Consider the following 25,819-nt stretch of genomic DNA (forward strand, 5'->3'; position numbering starts at 1 on the left):
CTTCGAACGAGACGACAAGCGCATGAAGCTCCGAGCCCACGTCTTCCTCACCGCCCTCGGCGCGAGCTCGCTCGCGATCGCGCTCCTCGCGAGCGCGCAGGCGCAGCCGACCACCGCGCCGTCGACGCCGCCGACGCTCGACGGCGAGTGGGTGCTCGCAGTCTCCGAGGACCAGGCGCGGCAGCGCCTCGATCGTGCGATCGAGACCGCCACCGACGGCATGCCGCCGATCGCCGACGGAATGGCCGCGTCGGCGCTGCGCGAGCGCACGCCGATCATCGCGCGCGTGGTCATCAGCTCGAGCCCGCAGCGCATCCGCGTGCACCTCGACGAGCGTCGCTACGAGACCGCGCCGGGCCACCCCGAGGCCGCGCCCACCGCGAGCACGAGCGAGGATCGCGTGCGCGTGGTGCACCACTTCCGCGAGGGCGCGCTCGAGCAGGTCTTCACGACCGAGCGCGGCCGGCGCTGGAACACGTTCCGCCTCGGCGAGGACGGTCGCACGATGACGCTGAGCGTCGTGGTGCAGTCGAGCAGCCTGCCCGCACCGGTGCGCTTCTCGCTGCCCTATCGTCGCGCGTCCTGACGCCCGCGCGGCCGCTCGAGCTGGTGCTCCACGCCCGCGAGCACGAGCTCGAGCGAGGTCGCGAACATCGCGTCGAGATCGATCGCGCGCAGGCGCGGGAGGGCGCGCCGCAGCGCGGGCAGCTCGCGTGACGGCATCGTCTCCGCGAGCGCGACGAAGGGCGGCGGACCTTCCACGTGCTGTCTGCGCCATCGATCCTCGCGCCGGATCGCGCCGGCGAGCCACGAGAAGAACGTGTTGTGCACGTCGGTCGCCGCGGCCCATCCGAGCCCGGCGTCGTGCAGCGTGGCGACCGTCGCGTCGAGGATGCGCAGCGCGCTCGGCACCGCAGGACCTTCGTCGAGCAGCACGTCCATCACGCCGGGGTGCTCGAGCCCGACGCAGCGCGTGCGGTGCGCGACCTCGCGCAGCCAGGGCACCGGCGCGAGCGTGCGCTCCGGCAGCTCGATGCGCGCGACCACGCGATCGACGACGAGGTGCACCAGCGCGTCGCGGTCCTTCACGTGGTGGTAGATCGCCATCGGCGTCGCCTCGAGCGCCTCGGCGATCGCGCGCATCGTGAGCGCATCGAGCCCGTGCTCGCGGACCAGCTCGCACGCGCGATCGACGATCACCTCGATCGACAGGCGCGCCGGCCGACCGGGCGCTCGGGGCTCTCGACGCATCGCCCGGAGAATACCCGGGAACTTTCCCCGCGCGGCGTTTTCTTACGCAGTACGAAAATCAGCGGAGGAGCGTCTCGTGGGTGGAATCAGCGTGGGTGGTGGAGGGCACGGCAACCGGAAGAGCGTCGACGCGGAGGTGTCGTTGATGCCGACGATCGATCTCTTGCTGTGCTGCATCATGTTCTTGCTCGTGACCGCGGTCTGGAGCCGGCTCGGCCGGCTCGACGTGGATCAACGCGCCGCGGCGGGCAGCGCGATGGACGCGCCGGCGGTCGATCGCATCGTCGTGTACCTCCAGATCCGCGCGAGCGGGTTCACGCTGGGCTCGACCGCGGGCGAGCAGGTCGAGATCCCGAGCGGCAGCGGTGGGTACGATCTCGAGGGACTGCACGCGCGGCTCGCGGAGCGCCAGCTCGCCGCGCCCGATCACGACGATCTCGTCGTCGCGCCCGACGACGGCGTCACGTACGAGCACGTGATCGCCGCCGTCGACACCGCGGTCACGGCAGGGTTCACCGGCGTGACGCTCTCGGATCAGCCGCCGCGATGACGTAGCCTCGCGCATCGTGAGCTCTCACGAACACGCCGAGCGCCTCGCGCCCTTCGTCGCGATGGCGCTCGGCTGCGTGCACCGCGCGTATCCGAATCAGATCGCGCACGTGCTGCGCGACGACGCCGACGCGCGTCCGCCGCGCGCGCTGACGCCGGTCTTCTACGGCTGTTACGACTGGCACTCCGCGGTGCACGGGCACTGGCTGCTCGCGCGCGCGTCGCGGCACTTCCCCGACGCGCCGTTCGCCGCGCCGGCGCGCGCCGCGCTCCACACGAGCCTCACGACCGCCGGCGTCACCGGAGAGGTCGAGTACCTGCGCGATCGCCCCACGTTCGAGCGCCCCTACGGGCTCGCGTGGCTCTTCACGCTGCAGGCCGAGCTCGCGCAGCTCGACGGCGCGCTCGCGGCGACGCTGGCGCCGCTCACCGCGGTCGCGCGCGAGCACCTCGTGCGCTGGCTTCCGAAGCTCTCGACGCCGACCCGCGTCGGCACCCACGCGCAGACCGCGTTCGCGCTCGGCCTCGTGCTCGATGCGGCGCGCGTGCTCCGCGACGCCGAGCTCGCGGCGCTCGTCACCGCGCGCGCCCTCGACTACTTCGGCGACGATCGCGACCACGCGCTGCACCTCGAGCCGGGCGGCGAGGACTTCCTCAGCCCGAGCCTCGGGAGCGCGGACCTGATGGCGCGCGTCCTCGCGCCCGCGACGTTCGCGACGTGGCTCTCGCGCGTCCTGCCCGACGACGCGCCCGCGCGCTTGGTCCCGGCGCGCGTGACCGATCCCACCGATGGACGGCTCGCGCACCTCGACGGGCTCAACCTCAGCCGCGCATGGATGCTCGAGCGCATCGCCGGTGCGCTCCCCGACGACGACGCGCGACGTGCCGCGTACGTCGCGTGCTCGAGCGCGCACCGCGACGTCGCGCTCGCCGCGATCGACGGAGCGCACTACGCGGGCAGCCACTGGCTCGGCACCTTCGCGTGCTACCTGCTCACTCGCTGAGCGCTGTTGCAATCGCTTGCCACACGGCGTGCGAGCGCGAATCGAAAACGGAGACGGGGCCTCCCGACTGAGCTGACGAAGGAGGCCTCCGAATGCACCGTCGTCTCTCGTCGCTCGTGCTCCCGATCACTCTCGCCGCCGCGCTCGCTGCGTGCGCGAGCCCCGACACATCGCCCTGCGGTCCCGGTGAGGCCGTGCGCTCGAGCGAGCGCGACGCGTGCGTGTACGAGGCCGCGATCGTCATCGAGAGCGGCTTCTCGTGCCCGGCGTTCGCGCCCCACCTGATCACGCTCGGCGATCTCGCTGCGTGCGTCGACCGCTTGCCCGAATCGCCGCACGAGCGCGAGCAGCTCTGCCGCTTGATGGGCGCGCGCTGCGGCGCGACGCCGACGACCCCGCGCGAAGAGACCACGACCGGCGACGCGTGCACGCAGCGCGACGTGCCCGACGACGGCGTCCACCCGAGAGAGGTCCTGCTCGAGACGCTGCACGACGAGTGTGTCGACGCGCCCGGCGTGACCGCCGGCTGCATCGACGACGGGCGCGACGACGCCCCGGCGTTCTGCACCTGTCGCTGCGACGCGCCCGACGGCAGCGATGTGCCGACCTGCGCGTGCCCGTCCGGGACGGTCTGCGAGCCCGAGCTCTTCGTGGGCGGTGAGCTCGCCGGCGGCTACTGCGTGCGCACCTGAGCGCGCGCCGTCCGCTCCTCGCTGACCGAGCACCACGCGATCGACGCGACGCCGGCATCCTCCGCCGCGCTCGCGTCGATCGCGACCACGTCGTCGCGAAGCGCGGCGTAGTGCTTCTCGCGCAGCGCGGTGAGCGCCTCGGGCGACGCGCGGAACGTGAGCACCCGCGCGAACGCCTCTCCGCCTCTCTCGTCGCGCAGGAAGCGTCGCAGGATCACGTCGCCGATCGGCGCGAGGAAGTGCCGCAGCGACTCGACGCGGTGCGCCGGTCGCGCGTCGATGCGCTGGAAGTGCGCGGCGCGCGCCGCGAATCGCTCGCCGTCGCGCTCCACGAGCCCGAGCGCGGAGAGCGCCTCGAGCGCGCGATCGATCTCCTCGGCGCTGCGCCCCCGCACCGAGCGCGCGATCGCGCTCGCGCTGCGCGGACCTCGGCGCGAGAGCGCGAGCAACACGAGCCGCATCGTCTCGAGCGCGAAGCTCCCTCGCGCGATCGCGCCGTCCTGTCGTTGCGCGCGGCGGCTCAGCGTCGCGAGCGTGCGCAGGCTCCGGCCGAACCTCGGCGCGAGGGCGCGCAAGCTGAGCCCGTCGCCGCGCATCGCGCGGAAGTACTCGAGCTCCACGACGTCGAGGAGGTCCTGCACCGGCAGCGCCATCGCGCGAGCGAGCTGGAGCGCGGGCCCGAGCGACGCGCGCAGCACCGCGACCTTCAGCTCGAGCGTCGTGTCCGGGGTCGTGCTCATCGACTCTCCGGTCGTCGCGGCCACCTCGAATTTCCGCTCGGTGGTACCCTCGTCGTCGACGTGAACGCGCCCCGAACGCTCCTCGCACGCGGCCTCTACTCGCTGCCGGGCCTGCAGTCGCGACACCCCACGGGTGCGCGCCTCGCGCCGAGCCCCAAGCACAACGTGCCGCTGCTCGGGCACCTGCCGCTCGTGCGGCCCGACCGTCTCGACTACCTGATGCGCGTCGCGCTCGAGACCGGCGACGTCGTGCGCTTCGAGTTCCCGCACGTCACGGCGCACCTCGTCGCGCACCCCGATCACGTGCAGCAGGTGCTCGTCGATCAACACCGGCTCTTCACCAAGCAGACGCGCGGCTACGCGAAGCTGCGCGCGTTCCTCGGCAACGGCCTGGTCACGTCGGACGGCGAGTTCTGGCTGCGCCAGCGCCGCATCGCGCAGCCCGCGTTCCACAAGAAGCGCATCGCCGGCTTCGCCGACGCGATGGTGCGCGCCGCCGAGGACACCGTGCAGCGCTGGGCCGCGCCCGCGCGCGAAGGCACGCCGATCGACGTCGCCGCGGAGATGATGCGCCTCACGCTGCGCATCGCCGGAGAGACGCTGCTCTCGACCGATCCCAGCGATCGCGCGAACGCGGTGAGCACCGCGCTCACCACGGTGCTGCACGAGGCGAACACGCGCATCAACACGCTCTGGTCGCCGCCCGCGCACTGGCCCACGCCGCGCAACCGAGCGTACGCGGCCGCGACGCGCGAGCTCGATCGCATCGTCCTCGAGATCATCGAGCAGCGGCGACGCGGTCGCGAGCACCGCGACGATCTCCTGCAGATGCTGCTCGAGGCGCGCGACCCCGAGACCGGTGCCGCGATGGACGACAAGCAGCTGCGCGACGAGGTCATGACGATGTTCCTGGCGGGGCACGAGACCACCGCGAACGCGCTCGCGTGGACGTTCGTGCTGCTCTCGCGCTACCCCGCGGTCGCGCGCGCGCTCCACGAGGAAGCGTGCGACGTGCTCGGTGATCGTCCCGCGACCGAGGCCGATCTTCCGAAGCTCGATCTCGCGCGGCGCGTGCTGAACGAGTCGATGCGGCTCTATCCGCCGGTGTGGATCATCGGGCGCTCGCCCGCCGAGCCCGTCGAGATCGGCGGCTACGACATCCCCGCGAAGACGATCGTGTTCACGTCGCAGTGGGTCACCCATCGTCACCCGAGGTTCTGGGACGACCCCGAGGGCTTCGATCCCGATCGCTGGCTCCCCGAGCGCGCGAAGACGATGCACCGCCATCAGTTCTTCCCGTTCGCGGCGGGCCCGCGCATGTGCATCGGCGCCGGCTTCGCGATGATGGAGGGACAGCTCGTCCTCGCGACGCTCGCGCGCCGCTATCGCGTCGATCTCCTGCCCGGCCACCCGATCGTCCCCGAGCCGCTCATCACGCTGCGCCCCAAGCACGGCGTGCGCGCGACCGTGCATCGCATCGACTGACGATCTTTTTCCGTAACGCTCCCGGGGCCGCCCCCCACTAGCGAGCCGTCCGAGCGCGATCGAGCGCGAGGCCGGAGGTCGTCGTCGTGCGCAGAGAGAGAGTCCTCCCCGTCGTCGTCGCGCTCGTGCTGCTCGTGGTCGCTCCATGCGCCGGCGCGCGCGCACAGGACACCTCGACGGTCGGCCGCGTGCTCTTCGCGATGGATCAGGGCGTCGACGACGATCGCGCGCTCGCGCTGCGCGCCGAGCTCGGCCTCCGCGGGCTCGCTCTCGAGCTGATCCCTGCGCTCGCCGGCGAGGACGACGCCGCGCGCGAGCGCCAGGCCCGGCTGCTCGCGCAGCAGCGCGGTGCCTACGCGACCCTGTGGCTCGAAGAGCGCCGCAACGAGGCGCGCGCGGTCACGCCCGCGGGGCCCGTGCGCCGCGCGACGATGCCTCGCTCCGCGAGCTCGATCGATCCGCGTGTGCTCGCGGTCCTGCTCGCGAGCCTGCTCGACGAAGCGATGGCGATGCCCGCGCCCGAGCCACCGGAGTCGACCGTCGTGGTCGTCCCGCAGCAGGCCGACCCCGCGCCGACACCCGAGCGCGCGGCGCCCGAGCCGACTCCCGAGCCCGCACCGTTCGAGCCCGCACCGTTCGAGCCCGCTCCGCCCGAGCCCGCTCCGCCGGAGCCCGCCGCGCCTCCGCTCGGCGCGTTCGTCTCGGACGTCGTCGTGGTGCCGCCCGCCACCGATCTCGAGGGCGACGAGCCCGCAGGCGATCCCGCGCACGCGACCCGCGACGGCGCCCTGCACCCCTACGCGATCGTCGACGCGGTCGGCGGCTTCGTGTGGCGGATGGGCAACTTCGAGAACCACCTGCACCTCGTGCAGCGCCTCGGCGCCGGCCTGGTCGCCGATCGGTTCCGCGGCGAGATCACCGGCGACCTCGGGATCGAGCACTCGATCGACGGCTCGTACGAGTCCGGCGTGCTCCTGCAAGCGCAGGCGTTCGTCGGTGCCTCGTTGCCCGCCGACATCATCTCGTTCGACTTCGGCGGCGTGGTCGGGGTCGCGTTCCACAACCTGCTCGCCGACGCGGACCCCCGCGCCTCGAACTTCGCGGTGCGCCTCGGGACTGCGGTGGGCCTCACCGCGCCGGACAGCCGCGCGGTGTTCCCGTTCCGCGCGCGCATCGAGCTCGGCGTGTTCGCCGTGCCGAGCCCCGCGCTCTACCGCCCCTTCACCAACGTGGTCCTCGGCATCGGGTTCTGGTGATCCGCGCGCGCCGCGGAGCTCCAGCGCCCTCGTCAGCCGCCCCGCGATCACGCCGCTCGACCGCGCCGCTCCGGGCGCGGCGTGCGGACTCGTGTCTTCTCGTGTCGAAAAATAGAGGAAAATCGATGGCTTCCAATATGGTTTCGCTTCCCGCTCGGCTCGTGCTCCTCGGTGTGCTTCTCGTCGGATGCGAGGCGTCGGGCTCCGACGTCGCGCGCTGCATCGAGCTCGCGACGAGGTTCCGCGACAACTGCGCCGCACCGGCCACCGGGGACGCCGACCGCGTGTGCCTCTGGGACGGCTACATCGAGCTCTGCGAGACCGGCGACACCGAGCTCTTGATCGCCTCGATGGAGTGCCTCGACGAAACCCGATGTGCTGCGTTCTCCGACGCCGGCGAAGGAGACGCCTGCCTCGCGTCGGTCCACGCGGCGCTGCGGGCGGCCGCGCTGGGCGAGGTGATCGAGGATCGCTGCACCGCGTGCGGCGGCAGCGAGTGTGCCGCCACGGCGTCAGGCGCCGAGATCTTGCCCTACCTGCGCGCGACCGCCGCGTCCCACCTCGAGCGCTGCGCGGCCTCGTCGTGCTCGCTCGACCAGATCGTGGACGCGTGCGCCGACGACGTCGCGCCGCTCGCCGCGTTCGAGTGCAGCGCGCCGGCCGCCGACGCCGCGCCCTGAGCACAGGCCCGCTCCGGGGCCCGCGAAAAAAGATCTCACGACGGCCCCGGCGCCCCGCACTGCGGAGAACACCTATGCTTCAGCTCGTGCGCGCGCGTCGGGGCTCCACACCATCGGGCGACGAAGACGCCGAACCCGGGGCGGCCATCGATCCGCGCGCGCGCCTCGACGAGCCCACGCTCGAGGCGCTCCGGCGCGGAGACCGCCGGGTCGTGCAGACCGCGCTGCGCGCGTTGTTCCCCGAGGTCCGCAGCCGCATGCATCGCCTGCTCGGCCCGCGCGACGACCTCGACGACGCGACCCAGGACGCGCTGATCGAGATCACACGCGCGCTGCCGCGCTTCGAGGGGCGCGCGTCGCTGTCCACCCTCGCGAGCCGGATCACCGTGCGCACGTCGTTCCGCTACTTCGGCCGCCCGCGCACCGTGCCCCTCGAGATCGTCGAGCCGCACGATCCCGACGACCCCGAGTCGCGCGTCGCGAGCCGGGAGACGCTGCGCCGCCTCTATCGCTGTCTCGACAAGATGTCGCCCAAGCGCCGCGTCGCGTTCGTGCTCTGCTGCGTCGAAGGCATGACGCCGGGAGAGGCCGCGGACATCGAGGGCGTGCCCTCGCTCGTGATGCGCGCGCGCCTGCTCCAGGCGCGCAACGAGATCGCGCGGTTGATGAAGGGCGATCCGCTCGCGGAGGCGCTCGCTCAGGCTGGACGTCGCGGCGCGGGCGCGCGCGACGAAGACGAGGAAGGTGGAGGATGAGCCGCGACCGACTCGACGACCGCACCGTCGACGCGCTCGCGACGATCGCGCGCCAGGCGCCGGTGCCTCCGATCACCGACGCGCGCCGCGACGCGCAGATCGCGCGCGCGATCGCGGAGGCCGAGGACCGCGCCGTCCTCGAGACGCCGCGAGCACGCAGCCGCACGCCGTACGTCGCATGGGCGATCGCGGCGGCCGCGCTGGTCGCGCTCGCGTTCGTCACGATGCGCGACGCGCCGACCGCGGACGTCGGTGAGGGCGTGCTCGTGCTCGCGACGGGCGATCGCGTCACGACCGCGCCGCACGCGGCGCTCGCGCTCGACGAGGTGTCGCCCGAGTCGCGCCGCATCTCGGTGCACGCGGGCGAGGCGCTCTTCGACGTGCGCCCGCTCGAGCCGAACGAGTCGTTCGTGGTGCGCACGCCCGAGCTCGAGGTGACGGTGCGCGGGACGGTGTTCTCGGTCGAGCGCGTCGGTGATCGCACCGTGGTGCGCGTCTACGAAGGTCGCGTGGACGTGCGCGAGCGCGGCGAGCTCGTCTCGATCACGCCCGGCGAGACCTACCGCTCGGGCGAAGGTCGCGCGCGCGACGCCCAGGAAGGCGCGCTCGCCGCGATCGGTCGCGCCGCCGCGGCCGCGCGCGAGCCGGTGGCTGCTCGCACGCCGATCGCCGAGCCCGCGCCGATCGCCGAGCCCGCTCCGACGGCCGAGCCCACGTCGGTCCCCGAGCCCACGCCGATCCCCGAGCCCGCGCCGGTCGCTGCGCGCAGGACCACGATCGAGCCCGAGCCCACGCCGGCCATCGAGCCCGCCCCGACTCCGCCCGCGCCCTCGCTCGCCGAGATCCAGTCGCTCGTCGCGTCGCGCCGCTTCGCCCAGGCGCTCGACGCGGCCCGCGCCGCCCGCGCCCACGCACCGACGGAGTGGCGCTTCGGCATGCTCGAGGCCCACGCGCTCCAGGGCCTCGGTCGCGCCGCCGAGGCCGCCGATGCCTACGACGCGCTCGCCCGCACGGCGCCGTCCGCGCAGCGCGCCGAGGCCGCGTTCCGCGCGGCGACCCTCCGCTGGCGGGAGCTCGCCGACGCGCGCGGCGCGGTCACCTCGCTCGACGCCGTCGACTTCGCGCAGAGCGCCCTCGAAGAGCGCGCCCTCGGCCTCCGCGCCCGCGCCCTCGACGCAGCCGGCGATCGCACGGCCGCGCGGGACGCCGCGCGCGCCTACCTCGCGCGCTACCCCGAGGGCGGCCTCGCCGACGTGATGCAGGCGCTCGTCGCCCCGTGATGGCCCGGAGGCTCCGCGGCTGCGATGCTCGCGCCTCCGCGCGATGTCCGCCTCGACTCCGCACCGCTACGGCCTCCGCACTGCGGCCCTCCTCGTCGTCGCGAGCATGGTCGGCACGGGCGTCTTCACGACGAGCGGGATCCTCCTCGCCGAGCTCCGCTCGGTCCCCGCGGTGCTCGCGGTGTGGATCGTCGGCGGCCTCGTCGCGCTCGCGGGCGCGCTCTCCTATGCCGAGCTCGCCGCGCAGCTCCCCGAGAGCGGCGGCGAGTACACGCTCCTCGCCCGCGCGTTCCACCCCGCGGTCGGCTTCACCGCGGGCGTCGTCTCGATCGTCGCCGGTTTCGCCGCGCCGATCGCCGCGTGCGCCATCGCGTTCGCGCGCTACCTCGACGCCGCGTTCCCCGGCCTCGTCCCCGAGCTCCCCGCGGCGATCGCGATCGTCGTGCTCACGACCGCCGTCCACGTGGGCCATCTCCGCAGCGGTGCGCGCTTCCAGGACGCGCTCACCATCGCGAAGATCGTCCTCGTCGCGATCTTCGTCTTCGGCGGCGCGACCGAGGGCGATCTCTCGCGCCTGGCCGAGCCCCTCGATCCCGCGACGCTCGTCTCGCCGCCGTTCGCGATCGGGCTCGTGCTCGTCTACTTCGCGTACACCGGGTGGAACGCCGCGGCGTACGTCGCGGGCGAGATCGAGCGCCCGGCGCGCACCCTCCCGCTCGCGCTGCTGCTCGGCACCGCCGGCGTCACGGCGCTCTACGTCGGCATCAACGCGGTGCTCCTCGCGAGCGCTCCGCGCGCCGAGCTCGAGGGCGTCGTCGAGATCGGCGCGGTCGCCGCGACCCACCTCTTCGGCGCCACCGCGGGCCGCGTCCTCGCCGCCGTCATCGCGCTCGGCCTCGTCTCCACGATCGGCGCGTTCGTCGTGACCGGCGTCCGCGTGTACGACGCGATCGGCCGAGACCATCCGGCGCTCGCGTTCCTCGCGCGGCGCAACGCCGGCGGCTCGCCGGTCGTCGCGCTGCTCGTCCAGGCCGGCCTCGCGCTCCTCATGGTGGCAACCGCGAGCTTCGAGACCCTGCTCGCCGCCGTCGGCTTCACCCTCTCCATCGCGTCCGGCCTGACGGTCATCGGCGTCGCAATCGTCCGCGCTCGCCACCCCGAGCGCCCTCGTCCGTACCGCGTCCCGCTCTACCCGATCACCCCGCTTTTCTTCGTGATCGTGATGATCTGGACGGTCTACGAGTCGATCCTCTACGCCCGCGCGATAGCCCTCTTCGGTGTCGCCACGATTGGGCTCGGTCTGCTGGGGTATTTCGTCCTCTCCGCGAAAAACCGCGCAAATCCCGCGTGAGCGAGTCACCCTGTCACGGCTGATCCGAAGACCTCTGGGGACTCCAGTCTCCGCCCCACCATCTCCCACATGTCCGTAGATGGTCCTCCTCGCCGGGATCTCCTGTGAAATCAGGACCATCGACCCCGCACAGACGTTCGTGGCATCCTGGCATGCGCGTCGCACTAGGCCCCATCACGCAACGCGACGACGAGGTCGAACGCCATGCAGAAAACCCGTGCTCAACACGCGATCGAGATCGCCGAGTCGGCCGAAGGAGGCTTTCGCCGCCCTGCCGATGCGGAGGTCGCGGCGCTGGCGGGCACGCGTGGCGTCGTCTTCGTGGAGTACGTCGCGCTGCTGTTGCTGGTGACGATCATCGGGGCCGGTGCCGTGGTCACCCTGGGCATCCCCCTCGTGAATCTCTTTCGCTATCAGCAGCTGATTCTGTCGCTCCCGATCCCCTGACGGAGTGACGGGCCCACCTCGTTCCAGCCAACCCAGGAGAACCCGAGAATGGACAAGCTGAGCATGAACAAGTCGCGCCGCGTTCGTGAGCTCCTCGCGGATACCCGCGGTCTGTCGACCGTCGAGTACATCATCATCCTCTGCCTCATCGCGGTCGTGTGCTTCGCCATCTGGCGCCAGTTCGGTGAGACCGTGAAGGCGAAGGTCCAGGGCGCGGACGGCATGGTCGGCACGCTCCCGACCGACAGCTCGCCGTGACTTGATCGCCATCTCGGCGATCTCCTGAGAGGAGCCGCAGCGTGAGCTGGTGGAGATAAGGTGTTCGGTCTCGGCCCGGATCCCGAGCTGTTACCGTACCTGTACGGTCTCGCCGTCGTCATGACCGCCGTCGCGGCGTTCACCGACTGGCGCACCGGACACATCCCCAACTGGCTCACGCTGCCGCCCCTGTTCCTCGCGCCGCTGGTCCACGGACTGATGAACGGCGCGGAAGGATTCTTCGGATCGATCCTCGCCGTCGCGATCTGCGGCGCCGTCCCGCTCCTGATGTTCTGGCGGGGCGGCATGGCCGGAGGCGACGTGAAGCTCTTCGCGGCGATCGCCGCGGTGTGTGGGATCGAGGTCGGCCTCGAGGCCGAGTTCCTCGCGTTCATCGTCGCGGGGATCTACGCGCTCGGCCGGCTCGCCTGGCAGGGGAAGCTCCTCCGCACGCTGGGCAACAGCTTGTACATGGGCATGAACCCGCTGCTCCCTCAGCGGCTGCGCAAGCCGATCAGCCCCGAGCTCCTGCACACGCTGCGGCTCGGCGGCGCGATCTTCGCGGGCACGCTGATCGCGGTGTTCAGCCGGCTCCAGACCTTCTTCATGTTCGGTACCTGAGAGACCCGTCGTGGACCCACACCAGAGAGGCGGGATTCGTATGGTCGGCAAGCTCGCTCGAGACACGAGAGGCGCTGCCTACGTCGAGTTCCTGATCTCGTTCATCCCCGTGTTCTTGATGTTCCTGGGGATGGTCCAGATGGGCCTGATGTTCGTCGGCGGCCTCGCGGTGCAACGCGCGGCGTCGGCCGCGGCGCGCGCCGCGATCGTCGTGCTCGACGACGACCCGCAGTACTACGGCGGCGAAGGGCGCATGCAGATCGGCGGCGGCAGCGGCAGTGGGCCCAGCGCCGGCGAGGGCCTGATCGACTTCCTCGGATCGAGCGGCGTCAGCGGCGGCGACACCGGCGGGATGGGCGGCGCGGGCGGCTCCGCGGCCGACACCGGCGACAGCGCGCGTCTCTCCGCGATCCACAGCGCCGCGTCGATCCCGCTCTTCGCGGTCGCACCGCCTCCCTCGGCGCTCGTTCGCCCCGAGTCGGTGATGGCGGCGATCGGCAACAACCGCGATCCTCTCGGGATGCCTCCGAGCCGCCTGCTCTCCGGGCTCGTCTGGAACAACACGGGCGCGCTCGCGGTGCGCCTCGTCGACGGCCCCGCCTCGCGCACCGATCAGCGCAGCTTCGATGCCGCGCCGCTGCACGAGGACGACGCGGTGCCGACGCCGGCGCGCGTGCGCGTGACGTATCTCTTCCACTGCGGCGTTCCGCTCGCGAACCGCCTGATGTGCAACGACCCGCTCGCGCTGCTGTTCGGCGCGGACGGCGCCGCGCTCGCCCGTCTCGTGACCGGCGGCACCCCGAGCCTCGAGCGCCTGCAGGCGATCTCGCGGCAGCGCGAGCTCGAGCTCGCGCGCGAGTCGCGCGACGAGATCCCCTGGAGCGATCTCGGCGACAACGCGCGTCAGGGCGTGGGCGCGCTCGGAATCGGTGCGTCGCTCCTCGGCATGTCGATGCGCGTGAAGGTGATGACCGCCGAGGCGCAGCTCCCGATCCAGTACGCGAATTATCAGTACCAGAGCGAGTGAGGGGCTGACGATGATCGCGCTTCTCCGACGTCTGCTCCGAGACGAGCGATCGTCGGGCGCGCTCGCGGACGGCGAGGCGCTCGACGCGCTCGGCCCCGTGCACGGTCCCGCGCTGCCGGTCGCGCTCCGCGACGTCTGGCGCCCGCGCTCGCTCGGCGAGCTCGGCGGGGATCAGTCGGGCGCGATGATGGTGATGGGCATCTTCATGGCGATGATGCTCGTCGGGATGGTCTACTACGTCTGCGGCATCGGCGACGCGATCGTCTATCGCGAGCGGATGCAGGACGCCTCGGACAGTGCCGCGTTCGCGAGCGCGGTGCTCCACGCCCGAGGGATGAATTACATCGTCCTGATCAACATCATCATGGCGGCGCTGCTCGCGATCCTCGTCGCCCTGAAGTTGGTCGAGACGCTCGCCTGGATTGGCATCTTTGCGTGTTATGCGATTGCCGCGCTCAGCTTCGGGACCGCGAGCGGCATTCTCGCGCTCGTCCCGCCGCTGCAGACGATCCAGCAGACGACTTCGAATCTCTACAACACGCTCAAAGAGCCCATCTTCACCGCACTGCGAGTCTGCGACACGACACAGACGGTGATCGCGCGAGTGGTGCCCGTCGTCGCGCAAGCGCGCGTCGTGCAGCTCGCGGCGGACGTGTACGCGCCGACGACGCAGATCGGATTCGCGTGGCCGCTCTATCGCCCGCTGCCGGTCGTCGACGACAGCTTCGACGAGCTCTGTCGTCGCGCCGGTCAGACCGCGGGCGACATCGCGATGCTGCCGTTCTTCTTCCTGCCGGGCTCGATCCGCGACGCGATCAGCGACGCGCTCGGCGGGCTCGCGGCGACGTTCTCGTCGTGGTTCTGCGGCGGCAGTGGGTCGGGCGACGGCGGCGAGCCGCCTTCGGTCACCTACGACGTGACCACGCTGCTGCCCGACAACCCCGACGGCGACTCCGCGGAGTGCGCGCGCTCGCGTACCGACGACAGCGCGGATCGCGCGTCGTGTGATCGCTACCAGGCCTGGTACGAAGCGGGCGAGCGCTGCGCGCGCACCGAGAACCCGCCCGAGTCGTGCAGCGCGGGGGATCGCACCGCGTACGAGCAGCGCGTGGCCGCAGGCCGTAGCGACTGCCGCGGTGACGACAAAGAGAACTTCGTCTGGGAGACGACTCGATACTCGCGCACCGAGCGCTGGATCTGGGTCGGTGATCTCGAGACCGGTCACTGGGACTATTCGCTCTCGGCGCCGACGATCGTCGACAACGGTCCGACCGAGTCGGGCTGCGCGGGCGGTCGCTCGTCGTCGGGCACGTGCTGCTCGACGGGATGCGCGTGCGGCGCGACCTGCATCGCGTGCACGAACAACTGCACGATGCCCGGCGTGATGACGGGCAGCTCCTCGCACGCGATCGGCAACGACGAGGACGAGCTGCCCTGCGGCAGCGACGACTTCGAGGACTTCCAGGGCAGCGGCCCGTTCGTCTGCGCCGAGGAGATCACGACGCGCGGCTGCGACTGCCCGGGCAGCGACGCGCCCGGCGCGTTCGACGGCTGCAGCAACTCGCGCGAGGGCGGCGGCGGCATGATGCCGACCGGCTTCTACGAGGACTGCACCGACAACCGTCCGACCTCGCTGCCCGCGACGTACACCCGGACGATCGAGTTCACCGCGGTGACGGCGGTGCTCTCCTGCGCGCAGACGCGCGAAGAAGAGCTGCCGGTCGACGATCAGCTCTTCGAGGACGGCGCGACCGCGCCCGACTCGAGCAACTGCGACATGTGCCCGAAGAAGCTCGAGGACTGCGCGCAGCTCGGCGAAGAGCGCTTCCAGCTCCGCACGTTCGTGCTCGGCGACGTGAGCCAGTCGCAGCGCGCCGACGCCGGCGTGCGCCTCGCGGCGTGGGGCCAGGAGGGCGGCGGGACGTACTCGAGCATCATGAACGTCGCCGGGCGCCTCTCGTTCGCGCAGGCCGAGTACATGTTCTGGCACCGCGGCGAGATCGACGGAGAGGACACGACGCAGCGCCAGGAGTGGATGTGGCACATGTTCTGGACCGCGCGCATGCGGCGCTTCCGCGTCGGCGGCGAGGACGCGTGCGCCGGTGGTGGCAGCGCGAGCGGTGACGCGGCGGACACGCCGGACGCCGCGTGTGACGGCGCGGCCTCGGACGGCGGCGGCGGCAGCTGCGACACCGGCGGTGGAATCGGCAGCTTCCTGAGCGACGCAGTCAGCAACATCATCGTTCACTGACGAGCACGGGAGTCGGAGCGTGAGAGAGAAACAGCGCCGTCGCGGAGTCGTGGGAGGAGCGATCGAAGGGTCGCGCCGGCCCGGCTTCCTGCGCCGTTTCCTCGCGAACGACGAGGGCACCGCGAGCATCGAGGCGGTGATCATGATCCCGTTCTTCATCATCGTCTGGGGCCTGCTGCTCTTCGCCGTCGACGTCTACAAGCACAAGATCGACGCGGGCATGCAGGCGCGCGACTGCGGGTGGTCGTTCGCGCAGACGGGATGCGAGACGTTGCCTCCGCAGTGTCAGGCCGAGCCGGGCGATCCGGTCGCGGTCGACGGCGGCGCGGGCACCGGCGAGCTCGAGTCGAGCATGGACGACCTGCCGCTCGACATCCCGATCATCGGCGACGTGCTCAACGGCATCATCGACGAGCTCTTCGGCGAGCTGCGCGTCGCGCGGCACAACGAGGACGTCAATCGCCCGCAGGTGCTCGGCGCGACCACGGTCCACACGCGCGGCGCCTTCGCGATCATGTGCAACGAGCGCCCGACCACCGTGGGCGAGATGGCGCTCGACATGGTGTGCGCGATCGCGCCCTTCTTCTGCGGATGACGGCGTCATGACCCAAAGGCGGCAAGGCAAGTCGGAGCGTGGGTCGGCCTGGGGTCGGCTGCGCGCGATCCTCCCGAACCTGGCGCGCCTCTTCGCGTTCCTCCTCGTCGTGTACGCGGTCGCGATGGTGATCGTGGCGCGTCAGGTCCGCGCGGAGACGAACGAGATCATGCTCGGCGTCGGCTCGCAGATGATGACGTACGCCGAGGCCGACGCGCAGGACTCGCCGCGCACGCTGCACGTGAACGGCCAGCGCCTGCTCTTCGGATCGGGGCACACCGCGAACCACGACGTCGACGAGGTGCTCGACTTCTTCGAGGCGCGCTGCACGTCGCGCGACGGTCGCCTCGTCGAGCGCGTCCACGAGCTCTACGAGCAGCGCCAGATGCCGGTGCCCGACACGTCGATGCTCGACGGCACGCTGCGCGACTCGACCGAGCGCAGCGGCTACGTCGCGTGCTTCGACGTCGGCGAGGAGCGCGAGGGCGTGGAGGGTCTGCTCGCGCGCCTGCAGTCGTTCGCGGACAGCGGCAACCTCGCGCGCATGGGCGGCCTTCGTTACGTCTACGCGCGTCGCACCGACGACGGCGGCACGCACTTTCTCGTCTTCCACACCGACGAGGAGCTCAACGTCTACGAGATGTTCCCGTCGACCGGCGACGCGCCGGGCGCGGACGTCGACGGCCTTCCGCGCCCCGCGAACACGCGACGCCTGATGAGCGCGTGGGAAGAGGGCGACCCGCACTCGCTCTCGATGTACACGTCGACGACGCGCAGCGCCGAGGAGCTCCAGCGCTGGTATCGCAGCGAGCTCCCCGACTCGGGCTGGGACCTCGTCGAGCCCACGGACGCGCAGCGCGATCGATTCACCCGTCACTGGTCACAGCACGATCGCGACGTGCTCGAGCGCGGCCGCGCGCTGCACGCCGAGCAGGGCGACCGCCAGGTGATGGTCGTGTTCACGGACGACGAGCCCAGCGGTCAAGCCGTCGTCACCGTGCTGACCGCGCGCTGACGCTCCGTCACGCGCTCGAAGAATCTCGCGTGGTTGCGGGCAGGTGCGGCGCTCCAATCGGGGCTTCCACCCAAGGTCGGGGATCCGTTAGTCTCGGTCCTCCGGAGGGGCTGACCCGCCCCTGCCCGCGTCCCTGCGAGCACACCGAGGACCCCACCTGATGAACGCCAAGGCACTCCTCGCCGCCATCGGAGTCGCGGCCGCCGGGATCGTGATGTTGTTCCTGTACATGCAGCGCTTCGAGGACGAGGCCTCGGGCGGTGCGCCGGTGCGGGTGATCATCGCGACGCAGGACATCCCGCTCGGGACGGCGGTGAGCGAAGCGATGCTGGGCTATCGCGATCTCCCGCAGTCGTACGTCGAAGGGCGCCACATCCCGCGCGAAGACGCGCAGCGCATCATCGGCGTTCGTGTGACGAGCGGCGTGCGCGCCGGCGAGTCGCTCCTCTGGAGCGACCTCGCGACGACGAGCGATCAGAGCCGCGATCTCTCGAGCCTGGTCCGCAGCGGTCAGCGCGCGATCACGATCCGCGCGGACGCGTCGACGTCGTTCGGCGGTCTCGTGCGCCCCGGCGATCGCGTGGACGTGCTGCTCACGCTCGAGCGCGCGACGCAGGATCCCGTGACCGTGCCGCTGCTGCAGAACCTCCTGGTGCTCGCGGCGGGCCAGGACACCGGCGCGATGCAGCGCCCCGGGCAGACGACGCGTCGCCCGCAGACGATCAACCAGGTCACGCTCAGCGCGAGCATCGAGCAGTCGCAGCTCCTCGCGTTCTCGTCGGAGCGCGGGCGGCTCACGCTCGTGCTGCGCAACCCCGACGACATCGAGGTCCTCGAGAACCTCCCCGAGACGTCGACGGCCGACATCATCGAGCCGGCTCGTCGCGAGCGGGTCCAGCGCAGCACTCCGCGCAGGCCCGACGCGCCGGCCACCGATACGGCCCCGGTTCCCATTCGCATCGAAGGTGGACGTGGACGCTAAGCAGCATCTCTCGCGCTCGAGGAGCGCGCGGCTCTCGCTCTCGATTGTCTCGTTCCTCGCGTGCGCGGCGCTCGCCGCGCCGCAGATCGTGTCGCCCTCGGTCGCGGCCGCGCAGGCGCGTCCAGAGACGGAGCGGCTCGAGCTTCAAGTGGGCGAGCAGGTGACGATCCCGGCGACGGGCGTGGCGAGCTACTCGGAGGGTCGTCCGGGCATCGTCGACGTGCGTCTGCCGCGCGACGGCGCGCAGTTCGTCATCGTCGCGCTGCAGCCCGGCGTCACGTCGCTGCTGCTCATCTACGCCGACGGCCGTCAGGTCCGCTACGCGATCACGGTGCTCGATCCCGAGCAGTCGGTGACCGCGACGGGCGGCGTGCCCGCGCGCGAGAACATCCGGCTCGACCTGTACTTCGTGCAGCTGCAGCAGTCGTACAGCCATCAGCTCGGCCTCGCGTTCCCGGGATCGATCGGCGGCGCGGGCATCGCGCGCGTGCAGGCGTCGCTCGATCTGACGACGTTCTCGCTGCAGAGCGCGACGGCGACGATCACGAACCAGGCGCTGCCGCGCCTCGACCTCGCGCAGGCGAGCGGCTGGGCGCGCCTCCTGCGCCAGGCGATGCTGGTCACGGCGAACGGTCAGGAAGCCGAGATCAACAGCGGCGGCGAGGTGAACATCGTCGTCAGCGGCGGCTTCGGTGGGCAGATCCAGCGCATCGAGTTCGGCAGCAACATCGAGGTCACGCCGCGCTACGACCCCGAGACGCGCCGCATCGAGGTCGCGATCCAGGCGGACGTCTCGGACCTCACCGAGGCGGGCACGTCGGGCGTCCCGGGCCGCACGCGCACGCAGCTCTCGACGGTCGTGAACCTCGAGCTCGGTCAGTCGATCGTGCTCGGTGGTCTCGTGTCGCGCACCAGCCGCGAGTCGCAGGGCGGTCTGCCGGGCCTCAGCCAGATCCCGATCGTCGGCGTCCTCTTCGGCACGAACCAGCGCGCCGACGAGAACGTGGAGAACCTGCTCTTCATCGTGCCGACCGTCGTGCAGGCGGTGCCGCGCGCGCAGTCGGATCGCATCGCGGAGGCGCTCCGCATCTACGAGCGCTTCGGATCGATCGGTGGGCCGGGCCTGGGCGACATCGAGCTGATCGAGCCCTCGCCGCCGGGCTACGAATGACGTTCGTCGTGCGCGCGTGAGCGCGCTGTGCCTCTTCGGGGGCAGGGGTAGGAGGGTTCGTTCGTGCCGGTGAATCTCGGAATCGAGCTCGCGGACGGAACGGTCGAGACGCTGACCGTCGACGTGCACGGGCCGGTGTCCATCGGACGCGACCCCTCCTGCCACGTCGTGCTGCCGTCGCCCGACGTGTCGCGGCGGCACCTGATGATCCAGCCCTCGCACCAGGGCGCGTTCCTGATCACCGACAACTCGGCCAACGGCACGATGGTCGGTGATCAGCGCGTGCGCGGCACGACGGTGCAGGTGCCGGGCAACCTGCCGATGCGCGTCGGGCCCTACGTGATCCGCGTCATCGACCCGTACTCGCCGGGCTATCAGCAGCCGCGCGGGATGCCGGCGCAGCCGGGCGCGTACGGGCAGCAGCCGGCGGCCCCTGCGTATCCGCCGCCCTCGCAGGCCGCGATGCCGGCGATGCAGATGCCCCAGCCTGCGCAGCCTCCGCAGCAGGCCTACGCGCAGCAGCAGCCGTACGCCGCGCCGCCGCCTCCGCCGCCGCAGCAGTACGCGCCGCAAGCGCCGCCTCCGCCGCCCGCGCCGCCCCAGGCCGCGCCGGAGAAGAAGGAGGCGAGCCCCTACGATCAGAGCGGGACCTCGATGGTCTCGGTGGAGCTGCGCAAGCGCATCCACAAGCTGCTCCTCGAGAACCTCGACCTCGCGTCGCTCGACCGCAACAAGATGGACGACCGCGTGATGCGCCCGAAGGTGCGCACCGCGCTGCGCCGCATCATCGGCGACCTCGCGAAGGATCTCCCGCAGCAGACCGACACTGCCGCGCTGATCGACGAGATCACCGACGAGGCGCTCGGCCTCGGGCCGCTCGAGCGCCTCATCGCGGACGAGGCGGTCAGCGAGATCATGGTCGTCGATCCGACGACGATCTACGTCGAGCGCAAGGGCAAGATCTCGCTCACCGCGCTGCGCTTCACCGACGACGAAGCGGTGCGCGCGGTCATCGAGCGCATCGTCACGCCGCTCGGTCGACGCATCGACGAGTCGACGCCGCTCGTCGACGCGCGATTGAAGGACGGCTCGCGCGTCAACGCGGTCATCCGCCCGCTCGCGATCAAGGGCTCGTGCATCACGATCCGGAAGTTCGCGAAGACGCCGCTGCTGCTGAAGGACCTCATCAAGTTCGGCGCGATGACCGATCAGATGGGTCGCTTCCTCACGCGCTGCGTGAAGGCGCGGAAGAACATCGTCATCTCGGGCGGCACTGGCTCGGGCAAGACGACGCTGCTCAACGTGCTCAGCGCCGCGATCCCCGAGGACGAGCGCATCGTGACGATCGAGGACGCAGCCGAGCTGCAGATGAAGCAGCCGCACGTCGTGAGCCTCGAGACGCGCCCGGCGAACATGGAAGGGCGCGGCGAGTACTCGATCCGCGATCTCGTGAAGAACGCGCTCCGCATGCGCCCCGACCGCATCATCGTCGGCGAGTGTCGAAGCGGCGAGGCGCTCGACATGCTGCAGGCGATGAACACGGGCCACGAGGGCTCGATGACCACGACGCACGCGAACACGCCGAAGGAAGCCGTCGCGCGCCTCGAGACGCTCGCGCTGATGAGCGGCCTCGATCTCCCGGCGCGCGCCATCCGCGAGCAGATCGCGAGCGCGGTGCACGTGGTCATCCAGCAGAGCCGCCTGAGCGACGGCTCGCGCAAGGTCACGAGCATCACCGAGATCGTCGGCATCGACGAGCACGGCGAGGTCGAGACCCACGAGATCTTCGGGTTCTATCGCACCGGGACCGGTCCCGCGGGCAAGGTGATCGGCGAGTTCCGCGCGTCGGGGTACCTGCCCTCGTTCCTGCAGGACTTCATCACGCAGGGCCTCGTCGCCGACGGAGACTACCTGTGAACGTCTCGCAGACGACGATGCTGCTGGGGTACGGCGGCATGATCATGACGGTGCTCGGCATCGTCACCGCCGGGTTCGTCACGGTCACCGATCCGACCTCGGCGCTGCGCCGCCGGTGGGCCGAGTACGTCCGGACGCTCGACTACGAAGTGCGCTTCCTGCTGCTCAAGACGACGGGCCAGCGCATCGCGCTCACGCAGCTCGCGATCGTGCTCGCGATCCCGTTCGTCTCGCTGCTGCTCGACGACTCGATCCTCGTCCTGCTCATCCCGATCGTCGCGGTCGGCCCGTACTTCTGGCTGCGCCGTCAGCACGACGAGCGCGTGCGGCTGCTCGAGGAGAACCTCGACTCGTGGCTGCTCATGCTCGCGAACGCGCTCAAGGCGTCGCCCTCGCTCGGCGAGGCGATCCAGTCGAGCGCGAAGCTCATGCGCGCGCCGTTCAGCGAAGAGCTCGATCTCGTCATCAAGGAGATGAAGCTCGGCACGCCGCTCGATCAGGCCGTGCTCAACATGTCGACGCGCATCAAGAGCCGCATCATCTCGAGCTCGCTCGCGACAGTCCTCGTCGGCCGTCAGACCGGCGGTGATCTGCCGAACATCCTCGAGCAGAGCGCCGCGACGCTGCGCGAGATGGCGCGCCTCGAGGGCGTCGTCCGCACCAAGACCGCCGAGGGCAAGATGCAGGCGATCGTCCTCGCGGCGATCCCCTTCGTGCTGCTCTTCGCGATCCACCAGGTCGACAACAACTGGCTGCGCCCGCTCTTCGAGACGACGATCGGCTACATCGTGCTGACCGTCGCCACGCTGCTCTGGGCGGCCGCGATCTTCCTCGCTCGCCGCATCCTCGCGGTCGACATCTGAGGCAGTCCGATGGCGCGCATCTACGCATACGTCGCGATGGCGCTGATCGCCGCAGGGCTGGTGATCGGCGTGTGGACGCTCGGTCGCAATCGACCCGAGGACAGCCCGCGCCTCGGGATGCGCGGAAAGAAGCGCCAGCGCGCGCTCGAGGAGGGCGGGCTCTTCGCGAGCACCGAGCCCGCGATCCGCATGGTCGCGGGATGGATCGCGTACTTCCCGCTGACCGATCAGCGCCGCAAGGTCGACGAGCTGCTCAAGCACGCGGGTGACTGGCTCGGCTTGACCGCGAACGAGTTCTTCGCGCTCTGCGCGCTCGGCTCGGTCGGCATGGGCCTGATGGGCCTCTTGCTCGCGAACCTCGGTGGGTTCCCGGGCATCCTCTTCGTGCCGTTCGCGGCGCTCGGCGCGCTGATGCCGTACCTGCAGGTCACGGGCGAGCGCGATCGTCGCTTCAAGGAGTGCAACCGCGCGCTGCCGGGCTCGATCGATCTCGCCTCGCTCTGCATGGGCGCGGGCCTCGATTTCCCCGGCGCGATCCGCCAGATCGTCGACAAGAGTGGCAACCGCGAGGACGCGCTCCACGAGCAGTGGGAGACCGTGCTGCAGGAGCTCGAGCTCGGCCGCACGCGCCGTCAGGCGCTCGAGAACTTCGCGGATCGTGTGCCCACGGAAGCGGTGCGCGACTTCGTGAGCGCGGTCGTGCAGAGCGAGGAGAAGGGCAACCCGCTCGCCGAGGTGCTGCGCATCCAGGCGACGATGATGCGCATGCGCCGCAGCGTCATGGCCGAAGAAGCTGCCGCGCGCGCCGCCATCCTCATGATGGGCCCGCTCATGCTGATCTTCGGCTGCATCATCCTCTGTCTGATGGGCCCGTTCATCATCCAGGGCATGCAGACGGACGCGTTCTGATTCCGATCTTCCGGAGAAACAGAGAATGGAAGCGTACGTCGAAGTCATCCGGGAAGACGGCAGCCTCGAGCGCCATCGCATCGAGGGCGACCAGATCACGGTCGGCAAGTCGCCGACCGCCGGCGTGCCGATCCCCGACGGTCGTGATCTCGAGCCCGAGCACCTGCTGATCGCGCCACGCGGCGAGGGATGCTGGGTCGCGATCGCGCAGGGCTCGCGCGTGCAGGCGAAGGTCCGCGGCGAGGCCTTCCAGCACGGCATGGTCGCGTGGGGCACCGAGATCGAGATCGGCGGCCTGAAGATCAAGGTCACCGACTCGCTGCCGAAGGAGAAGAAGGACGGCGAGCAGAAGACCTCGCCCGTCGTGCTGATCGGCGGCGTGGGGATCGTCGGCATTCTCGCGTGGACGATGCTCAGCGATCCCGGCGGGCACGGCATCGAGACCCAGGCGCCGACCGAGCAGCTCCAGATCTTCGACGCCGCGGTGCAGTGCCCGCAGACCGGCGCGCAGGCGCTCTACATGGCCGACGACGACGCGGAGGGCGCGCTCGCGAAGAGCGAGCGTTATCCGTTCGACGCGAGCGACGGAGTCGAGTCGGTGCAGCTCTATCGCCGCTCGCAGGCGTGCTACGCGCTGGTCGGTCAGGCCGAAGCGGCAGCGCGCATGCAGCACGAGGGCGACTGGATGCAGCACCGCATCGAAGAGGACTACACGACGCATCGCCTGCGCCTCGAGCGCGCGATGGAGCAGCAGCGCTGGCCCGACGCGCTGCTCGAGACGCGCGCGCTGCTCTCGCTGACGCGCCACCGCGAGCACGCGTACGTGCAGTGGCTGATCCGCAACGAGCGGCGCCTGCAGCTGCTCGTCGACCAGGCACGCTCGTGATGCGCGTCCTGCTGTTCGTGATCGCGCTCGCGACCGTCGGATGCGGCGGCGCGCAGACCCAGGCCGACGAGACGCCGGTCACCGATCCGCTCTCGACGGTGCAGCCCTCCGAGCTCTACGAGCGCGGCGTGTACCTCGCCCAGCACGAGGACTACATCCGCGCGGAGCAGTACCTCGTCGCGGCGATGCAGCGCGGGCACGACGAGAACGTCGTGATGCCGACGTTGCTCGCGGCGTGCGTGCGCAGCTCGCGCCTGTCGGCGGCGCTCGGATACGCCGAGCCGTACCTCGAGCGGCACCCCGAGGCGTGGTCGTTGCGACTGCTCGTCGCGACGATCCACATGGGCCTCGGCGAGCCCGCGGACGCGCACGCGCAGCTGATGCGCGTGGTCGACGACCAGCCGACCGAGCCGGTCGCGCACTACATGCTCGGCGTGCTCTCGCGTGACGATCTCGCGGATCCCGCGGCCGCGATCGCGTCGTTCCAGCGCTACCTCGAGCTCGCGCCCGAGGGCGAGCACGCCGCCGAAGCGCGCGCGTCGATCGCGCGTGCGACCTCCGCGCAGCCGCAGCCCGAGGGCGCGTCGACGCTCCCGGTGCGCATGCCCTCTCACGAACCTACCGCGGGAGCCACGCAGTGAGCGGCAACAACACGATCCCGAAGGACGTCTTCGAGCAGACGATCCTCAACTTCTTCGCGCCGATCCGGCCCTTCCTCGACGACCCGTCGGTCAGCGAGGTGATGATCAACGGGCCCGACCAGATCTACATCGAGCGCAAGGGCAAGCTCACGCTCACCGGCGCGAAGTTCAGCTCGCGCGACGCGCTGACCGCGGCGCTCCGCAACCTCGCGCAGTTCGTCGGTCGCCACGTCGACGAGCACCGCCCGATCCTCGAGGCGCGCCTGCCCGACGGCTCGCGCGTCGAGGCGGTGCTGCCGCCCGCCGCGCCGGATGGGCCGCACGTCGCGATCCGTCGCTTCTTCCGCGAGACGCTGACCGTCGAGCGCCTGGTCGGGTTCGGCTCGTTCACGCCGGAGGCCGCCGAGTTCCTCAAGGCGGTCGTCACGGTGAAGGAGAACACGATCGTCGCCGGCGGCACGGGCTCGGGGAAGACGTCGCTGCTCAACGCGCTCACGGGGTTCATCCCCAACGACGACCGCATCGTCGTCATCGAGGACTCGCAGGAGGTGCAGCCGCAGCAGCCGCACATCGTGCAGCTCGAGGCGCGCCCGCCCGACGCGCGCGGCCGCGGTCAGGTGAGCATCCGCGACCTCTTCAAGGCCACGCTGCGCATGCGCCCCGACCGCATCGTCGTCGGCGAGATCCGGAGCGGCGAGGCGCTCGATCTCGTGCAGGCGATGACCTCCGGTCACGGCGGCTGCATGGCGACGGTCCACGCGACGTACCCGCTCGACACGCTGAACCGCCTCGAGACGATGTGCCTGATGAGCGACATCGCGCTGCCGCTGCACGCGCTCCGTGCGCAGATCGCGAGCGGCGTCGACATCATCGTGCAGACCTCGCGCCTCCGCGACGGCTCGCGCTGCGTCACGCACATCAGCGAGGTCCAAGGTTACGACCCGGAGAAGGGTTACGACGTGAAGGACGTATTCGTGCGTCGCTATCACGGCGACGACGCGCAGGGAAAAGTGGTGTCGACGTTCGAGCTCACCGGGTTCATGCCGAAGTGCGTCGAGCACATCCACGGCTACGGCCTGCGCCTGCCCAACGTCATGTACGAGATGGCGCAGCGCACGGGCGGCCAAGCGGCGTATGCTGGGCACGACGGCGGCGGCCACGGCGGCGGCGGTCACGGTCACTGAGGTCTGTTC

Annotated in this window: 27 protein-coding genes; 25 read left to right on the plus strand and 2 right to left on the minus strand. The window is 71.1% G+C overall.

Features of this window, described 5'->3' with window-relative positions:
* The first annotated feature begins 22 nt into the window (after positions 1 to 22).
* Positions 23 to 586, plus strand: a complete 564-nt coding sequence (locus DB32_RS43075; protein WP_157070377.1) for a hypothetical protein — start codon at positions 23 to 25, stop codon at positions 584 to 586.
* Here the strand turns inward: DB32_RS43075 and DB32_RS43080 are convergent.
* The gene (locus DB32_RS43080; RefSeq protein WP_083458426.1) at positions 568 to 1,251 is read right to left on the minus strand and encodes a TetR/AcrR family transcriptional regulator; all 684 of its coding nucleotides are present in this window, start codon (positions 1,249 to 1,251) and stop codon (positions 568 to 570) included. The two genes, DB32_RS43075 and DB32_RS43080, sit on opposite strands and share 19 nt — an antisense overlap.
* Positions 1,252 to 1,327: 76 nt before the next feature.
* On the opposite strand from DB32_RS43080, the gene DB32_RS43085 reads away from it, so the two are divergent.
* The 3 genes from DB32_RS43085 to DB32_RS43095 all read left to right on the plus strand — a co-directional run bounded on the left by DB32_RS43085 (position 1,328) and on the right by DB32_RS43095 (position 3,496).
* On the plus strand, positions 1,328 to 1,801 hold the full coding sequence (locus DB32_RS43085; protein WP_157070378.1) for an ExbD/TolR family protein: 474 nt from the start codon (positions 1,328 to 1,330) through the stop codon (positions 1,799 to 1,801).
* Between the two features lie 16 nt (positions 1,802 to 1,817).
* A complete protein-coding gene (locus tag DB32_RS43090) occupies positions 1,818 to 2,804 on the plus strand; it encodes a DUF2891 domain-containing protein (RefSeq protein ID WP_240481330.1) in 987 nt (328 codons plus the stop codon).
* A gap of 92 nt (positions 2,805 to 2,896) precedes the next feature.
* The gene (locus tag DB32_RS43095) at positions 2,897 to 3,496 is read left to right on the plus strand and encodes a hypothetical protein (RefSeq protein WP_053238490.1); all 600 of its coding nucleotides are present in this window, start codon (positions 2,897 to 2,899) and stop codon (positions 3,494 to 3,496) included.
* On the opposite strand, the gene DB32_RS48950 is transcribed toward DB32_RS43095, so the two are convergent.
* Positions 3,478 to 4,236, minus strand: a complete 759-nt coding sequence (locus DB32_RS48950; protein WP_169791740.1) for a hypothetical protein — start codon at positions 4,234 to 4,236, stop codon at positions 3,478 to 3,480. The genes DB32_RS43095 and DB32_RS48950 overlap by 19 nt on opposite strands.
* Positions 4,237 to 4,296: 60 nt before the next feature.
* On the opposite strand from DB32_RS48950, the gene DB32_RS48955 reads away from it, so the two are divergent.
* From DB32_RS48955 to DB32_RS43205, 21 genes are all read left to right on the plus strand, one after another.
* Complete coding sequence (locus DB32_RS48955) at positions 4,297 to 5,721, plus strand: cytochrome P450 (RefSeq protein ID WP_169791741.1); 1,425 nt, start codon at positions 4,297 to 4,299, stop codon at positions 5,719 to 5,721.
* Positions 5,722 to 5,807: 86 nt separating this feature from the next.
* On the plus strand, positions 5,808 to 6,977 hold the full coding sequence (locus DB32_RS49310) for a hypothetical protein (protein WP_053238492.1): 1,170 nt from the start codon (positions 5,808 to 5,810) through the stop codon (positions 6,975 to 6,977).
* On the plus strand, positions 6,974 to 7,657 hold the full coding sequence (locus DB32_RS48960) for a hypothetical protein (protein ID WP_169791742.1): 684 nt from the start codon (positions 6,974 to 6,976) through the stop codon (positions 7,655 to 7,657). The genes DB32_RS49310 and DB32_RS48960 overlap by 4 nt, the downstream gene beginning before the upstream one ends.
* A gap of 86 nt (positions 7,658 to 7,743) precedes the next feature.
* Entirely contained in the window at positions 7,744 to 8,412 is a 669-nt protein-coding gene (locus tag DB32_RS48965) for an RNA polymerase sigma factor (protein ID WP_169791743.1), read from the plus strand.
* On the plus strand, positions 8,409 to 9,692 hold the full coding sequence (locus DB32_RS43125) for a FecR domain-containing protein (protein ID WP_053238495.1): 1,284 nt from the start codon (positions 8,409 to 8,411) through the stop codon (positions 9,690 to 9,692). Before DB32_RS48965 ends, DB32_RS43125 begins: the two co-directional genes overlap by 4 nt.
* A gap of 43 nt (positions 9,693 to 9,735) precedes the next feature.
* On the plus strand, positions 9,736 to 11,043 hold the full coding sequence (locus tag DB32_RS43130; protein WP_053238496.1) for an APC family permease: 1,308 nt from the start codon (positions 9,736 to 9,738) through the stop codon (positions 11,041 to 11,043).
* Positions 11,044 to 11,247: 204 nt separating this feature from the next.
* Positions 11,248 to 11,490, plus strand: a complete 243-nt coding sequence (locus tag DB32_RS43135) for a hypothetical protein (protein WP_053238497.1) — start codon at positions 11,248 to 11,250, stop codon at positions 11,488 to 11,490.
* Positions 11,491 to 11,538: 48 nt separating this feature from the next.
* A complete protein-coding gene (locus tag DB32_RS43140) occupies positions 11,539 to 11,748 on the plus strand; it encodes a Flp family type IVb pilin (RefSeq protein ID WP_053238498.1) in 210 nt (69 codons plus the stop codon).
* A gap of 60 nt (positions 11,749 to 11,808) precedes the next feature.
* Positions 11,809 to 12,369, plus strand: coding sequence for an A24 family peptidase (locus tag DB32_RS43145; RefSeq protein WP_053238499.1), 561 nt, complete (start codon positions 11,809 to 11,811; stop codon positions 12,367 to 12,369).
* Between the two features lie 40 nt (positions 12,370 to 12,409).
* A complete protein-coding gene (locus tag DB32_RS43150; RefSeq protein WP_053238500.1) occupies positions 12,410 to 13,396 on the plus strand; it encodes a TadE/TadG family type IV pilus assembly protein in 987 nt (328 codons plus the stop codon).
* 10 nt (positions 13,397 to 13,406) lie between these two features.
* Positions 13,407 to 15,647: a hypothetical protein gene (locus tag DB32_RS43155; protein WP_053238501.1), complete on the plus strand. Its 2,241-nt coding sequence runs from the start codon at positions 13,407 to 13,409 to the stop codon at positions 15,645 to 15,647.
* Between the two features lie 49 nt (positions 15,648 to 15,696).
* Positions 15,697 to 16,242: a TadE/TadG family type IV pilus assembly protein gene (locus DB32_RS43160; RefSeq protein WP_053238502.1), complete on the plus strand. Its 546-nt coding sequence runs from the start codon at positions 15,697 to 15,699 to the stop codon at positions 16,240 to 16,242.
* Between the two features lie 7 nt (positions 16,243 to 16,249).
* Complete coding sequence (locus DB32_RS43165; protein WP_053238503.1) at positions 16,250 to 17,257, plus strand: hypothetical protein; 1,008 nt, start codon at positions 16,250 to 16,252, stop codon at positions 17,255 to 17,257.
* Between the two features lie 160 nt (positions 17,258 to 17,417).
* Complete coding sequence (gene cpaB / locus DB32_RS43170) at positions 17,418 to 18,239, plus strand: Flp pilus assembly protein CpaB (protein ID WP_053238504.1); 822 nt, start codon at positions 17,418 to 17,420, stop codon at positions 18,237 to 18,239.
* Positions 18,229 to 19,410 (plus strand): pilus assembly protein N-terminal domain-containing protein, encoded by a 1,182-nt coding sequence (locus tag DB32_RS43175; protein ID WP_157070381.1) that lies wholly within the window; start codon positions 18,229 to 18,231, stop codon positions 19,408 to 19,410. The genes cpaB and DB32_RS43175 overlap by 11 nt, the downstream gene beginning before the upstream one ends.
* A gap of 63 nt (positions 19,411 to 19,473) precedes the next feature.
* A complete protein-coding gene (locus tag DB32_RS43180) occupies positions 19,474 to 21,327 on the plus strand; it encodes a TadA family conjugal transfer-associated ATPase (protein WP_240481331.1) in 1,854 nt (617 codons plus the stop codon).
* Entirely contained in the window at positions 21,324 to 22,190 is an 867-nt protein-coding gene (locus tag DB32_RS43185; protein WP_053238507.1) for a type II secretion system F family protein, read from the plus strand. The genes DB32_RS43180 and DB32_RS43185 overlap by 4 nt, the downstream gene beginning before the upstream one ends.
* A 9-nt stretch (positions 22,191 to 22,199) precedes the next feature.
* Positions 22,200 to 23,099, plus strand: coding sequence for a type II secretion system F family protein (locus DB32_RS43190; protein WP_053238508.1), 900 nt, complete (start codon positions 22,200 to 22,202; stop codon positions 23,097 to 23,099).
* Between the two features lie 25 nt (positions 23,100 to 23,124).
* Complete coding sequence (locus tag DB32_RS48970; protein WP_053238509.1) at positions 23,125 to 23,985, plus strand: FHA domain-containing protein; 861 nt, start codon at positions 23,125 to 23,127, stop codon at positions 23,983 to 23,985.
* Positions 23,985 to 24,626: a tetratricopeptide repeat protein gene (locus tag DB32_RS48975; RefSeq protein ID WP_169791744.1), complete on the plus strand. Its 642-nt coding sequence runs from the start codon at positions 23,985 to 23,987 to the stop codon at positions 24,624 to 24,626. The genes DB32_RS48970 and DB32_RS48975 overlap by 1 nt, the downstream gene beginning before the upstream one ends.
* The gene (locus DB32_RS43205; RefSeq protein WP_053238511.1) at positions 24,623 to 25,810 is read left to right on the plus strand and encodes a TadA family conjugal transfer-associated ATPase; all 1,188 of its coding nucleotides are present in this window, start codon (positions 24,623 to 24,625) and stop codon (positions 25,808 to 25,810) included. Before DB32_RS48975 ends, DB32_RS43205 begins: the two co-directional genes overlap by 4 nt.
* Positions 25,811 to 25,819: the final 9 nt, after the last annotated feature.

It is taken from the genome of Sandaracinus amylolyticus, assembly GCF_000737325.1.
GTDB classification, from domain to species: Bacteria; Myxococcota_A; Polyangia; order Polyangiales; family Sandaracinaceae; genus Sandaracinus; species Sandaracinus amylolyticus.

Excerpts from the sequence above, each read along its gene's own strand:
- DB32_RS43075 (WP_157070377.1), top strand. The coding sequence starts at position 23 with ATGAAGCTCCGAGCCCACGTCTTCCTCACCGCCCTCGGCGCGAGCTCG.
- DB32_RS43080 (WP_083458426.1), bottom strand. The coding sequence starts at position 1,251 with ATGCGTCGAGAGCCCCGAGCGCCCGGTCGGCCGGCGCGCCTGTCGATC.
- DB32_RS43095 (WP_053238490.1), top strand. The coding sequence starts at position 2,897 with ATGCACCGTCGTCTCTCGTCGCTCGTGCTCCCGATCACTCTCGCCGCC.
- DB32_RS48950 (WP_169791740.1), bottom strand. The coding sequence starts at position 4,236 with ATGAGCACGACCCCGGACACGACGCTCGAGCTGAAGGTCGCGGTGCTG.
- DB32_RS43125 (WP_053238495.1), top strand. The coding sequence starts at position 8,409 with ATGAGCCGCGACCGACTCGACGACCGCACCGTCGACGCGCTCGCGACG.
- DB32_RS43130 (WP_053238496.1), top strand. The coding sequence starts at position 9,736 with ATGTCCGCCTCGACTCCGCACCGCTACGGCCTCCGCACTGCGGCCCTC.
- DB32_RS43135 (WP_053238497.1), top strand. The coding sequence starts at position 11,248 with ATGCAGAAAACCCGTGCTCAACACGCGATCGAGATCGCCGAGTCGGCC.
- DB32_RS43140 (WP_053238498.1), top strand. The coding sequence starts at position 11,539 with ATGGACAAGCTGAGCATGAACAAGTCGCGCCGCGTTCGTGAGCTCCTC.
- DB32_RS43150 (WP_053238500.1), top strand. The coding sequence starts at position 12,410 with ATGGTCGGCAAGCTCGCTCGAGACACGAGAGGCGCTGCCTACGTCGAG.
- DB32_RS43155 (WP_053238501.1), top strand. The coding sequence starts at position 13,407 with ATGATCGCGCTTCTCCGACGTCTGCTCCGAGACGAGCGATCGTCGGGC.
- DB32_RS43165 (WP_053238503.1), top strand. The coding sequence starts at position 16,250 with ATGACCCAAAGGCGGCAAGGCAAGTCGGAGCGTGGGTCGGCCTGGGGT.
- cpaB (WP_053238504.1), top strand. The coding sequence starts at position 17,418 with ATGAACGCCAAGGCACTCCTCGCCGCCATCGGAGTCGCGGCCGCCGGG.
- DB32_RS43190 (WP_053238508.1), top strand. The coding sequence starts at position 22,200 with ATGGCGCGCATCTACGCATACGTCGCGATGGCGCTGATCGCCGCAGGG.
- DB32_RS48970 (WP_053238509.1), top strand. The coding sequence starts at position 23,125 with ATGGAAGCGTACGTCGAAGTCATCCGGGAAGACGGCAGCCTCGAGCGC.
- DB32_RS48975 (WP_169791744.1), top strand. The coding sequence starts at position 23,985 with ATGCGCGTCCTGCTGTTCGTGATCGCGCTCGCGACCGTCGGATGCGGC.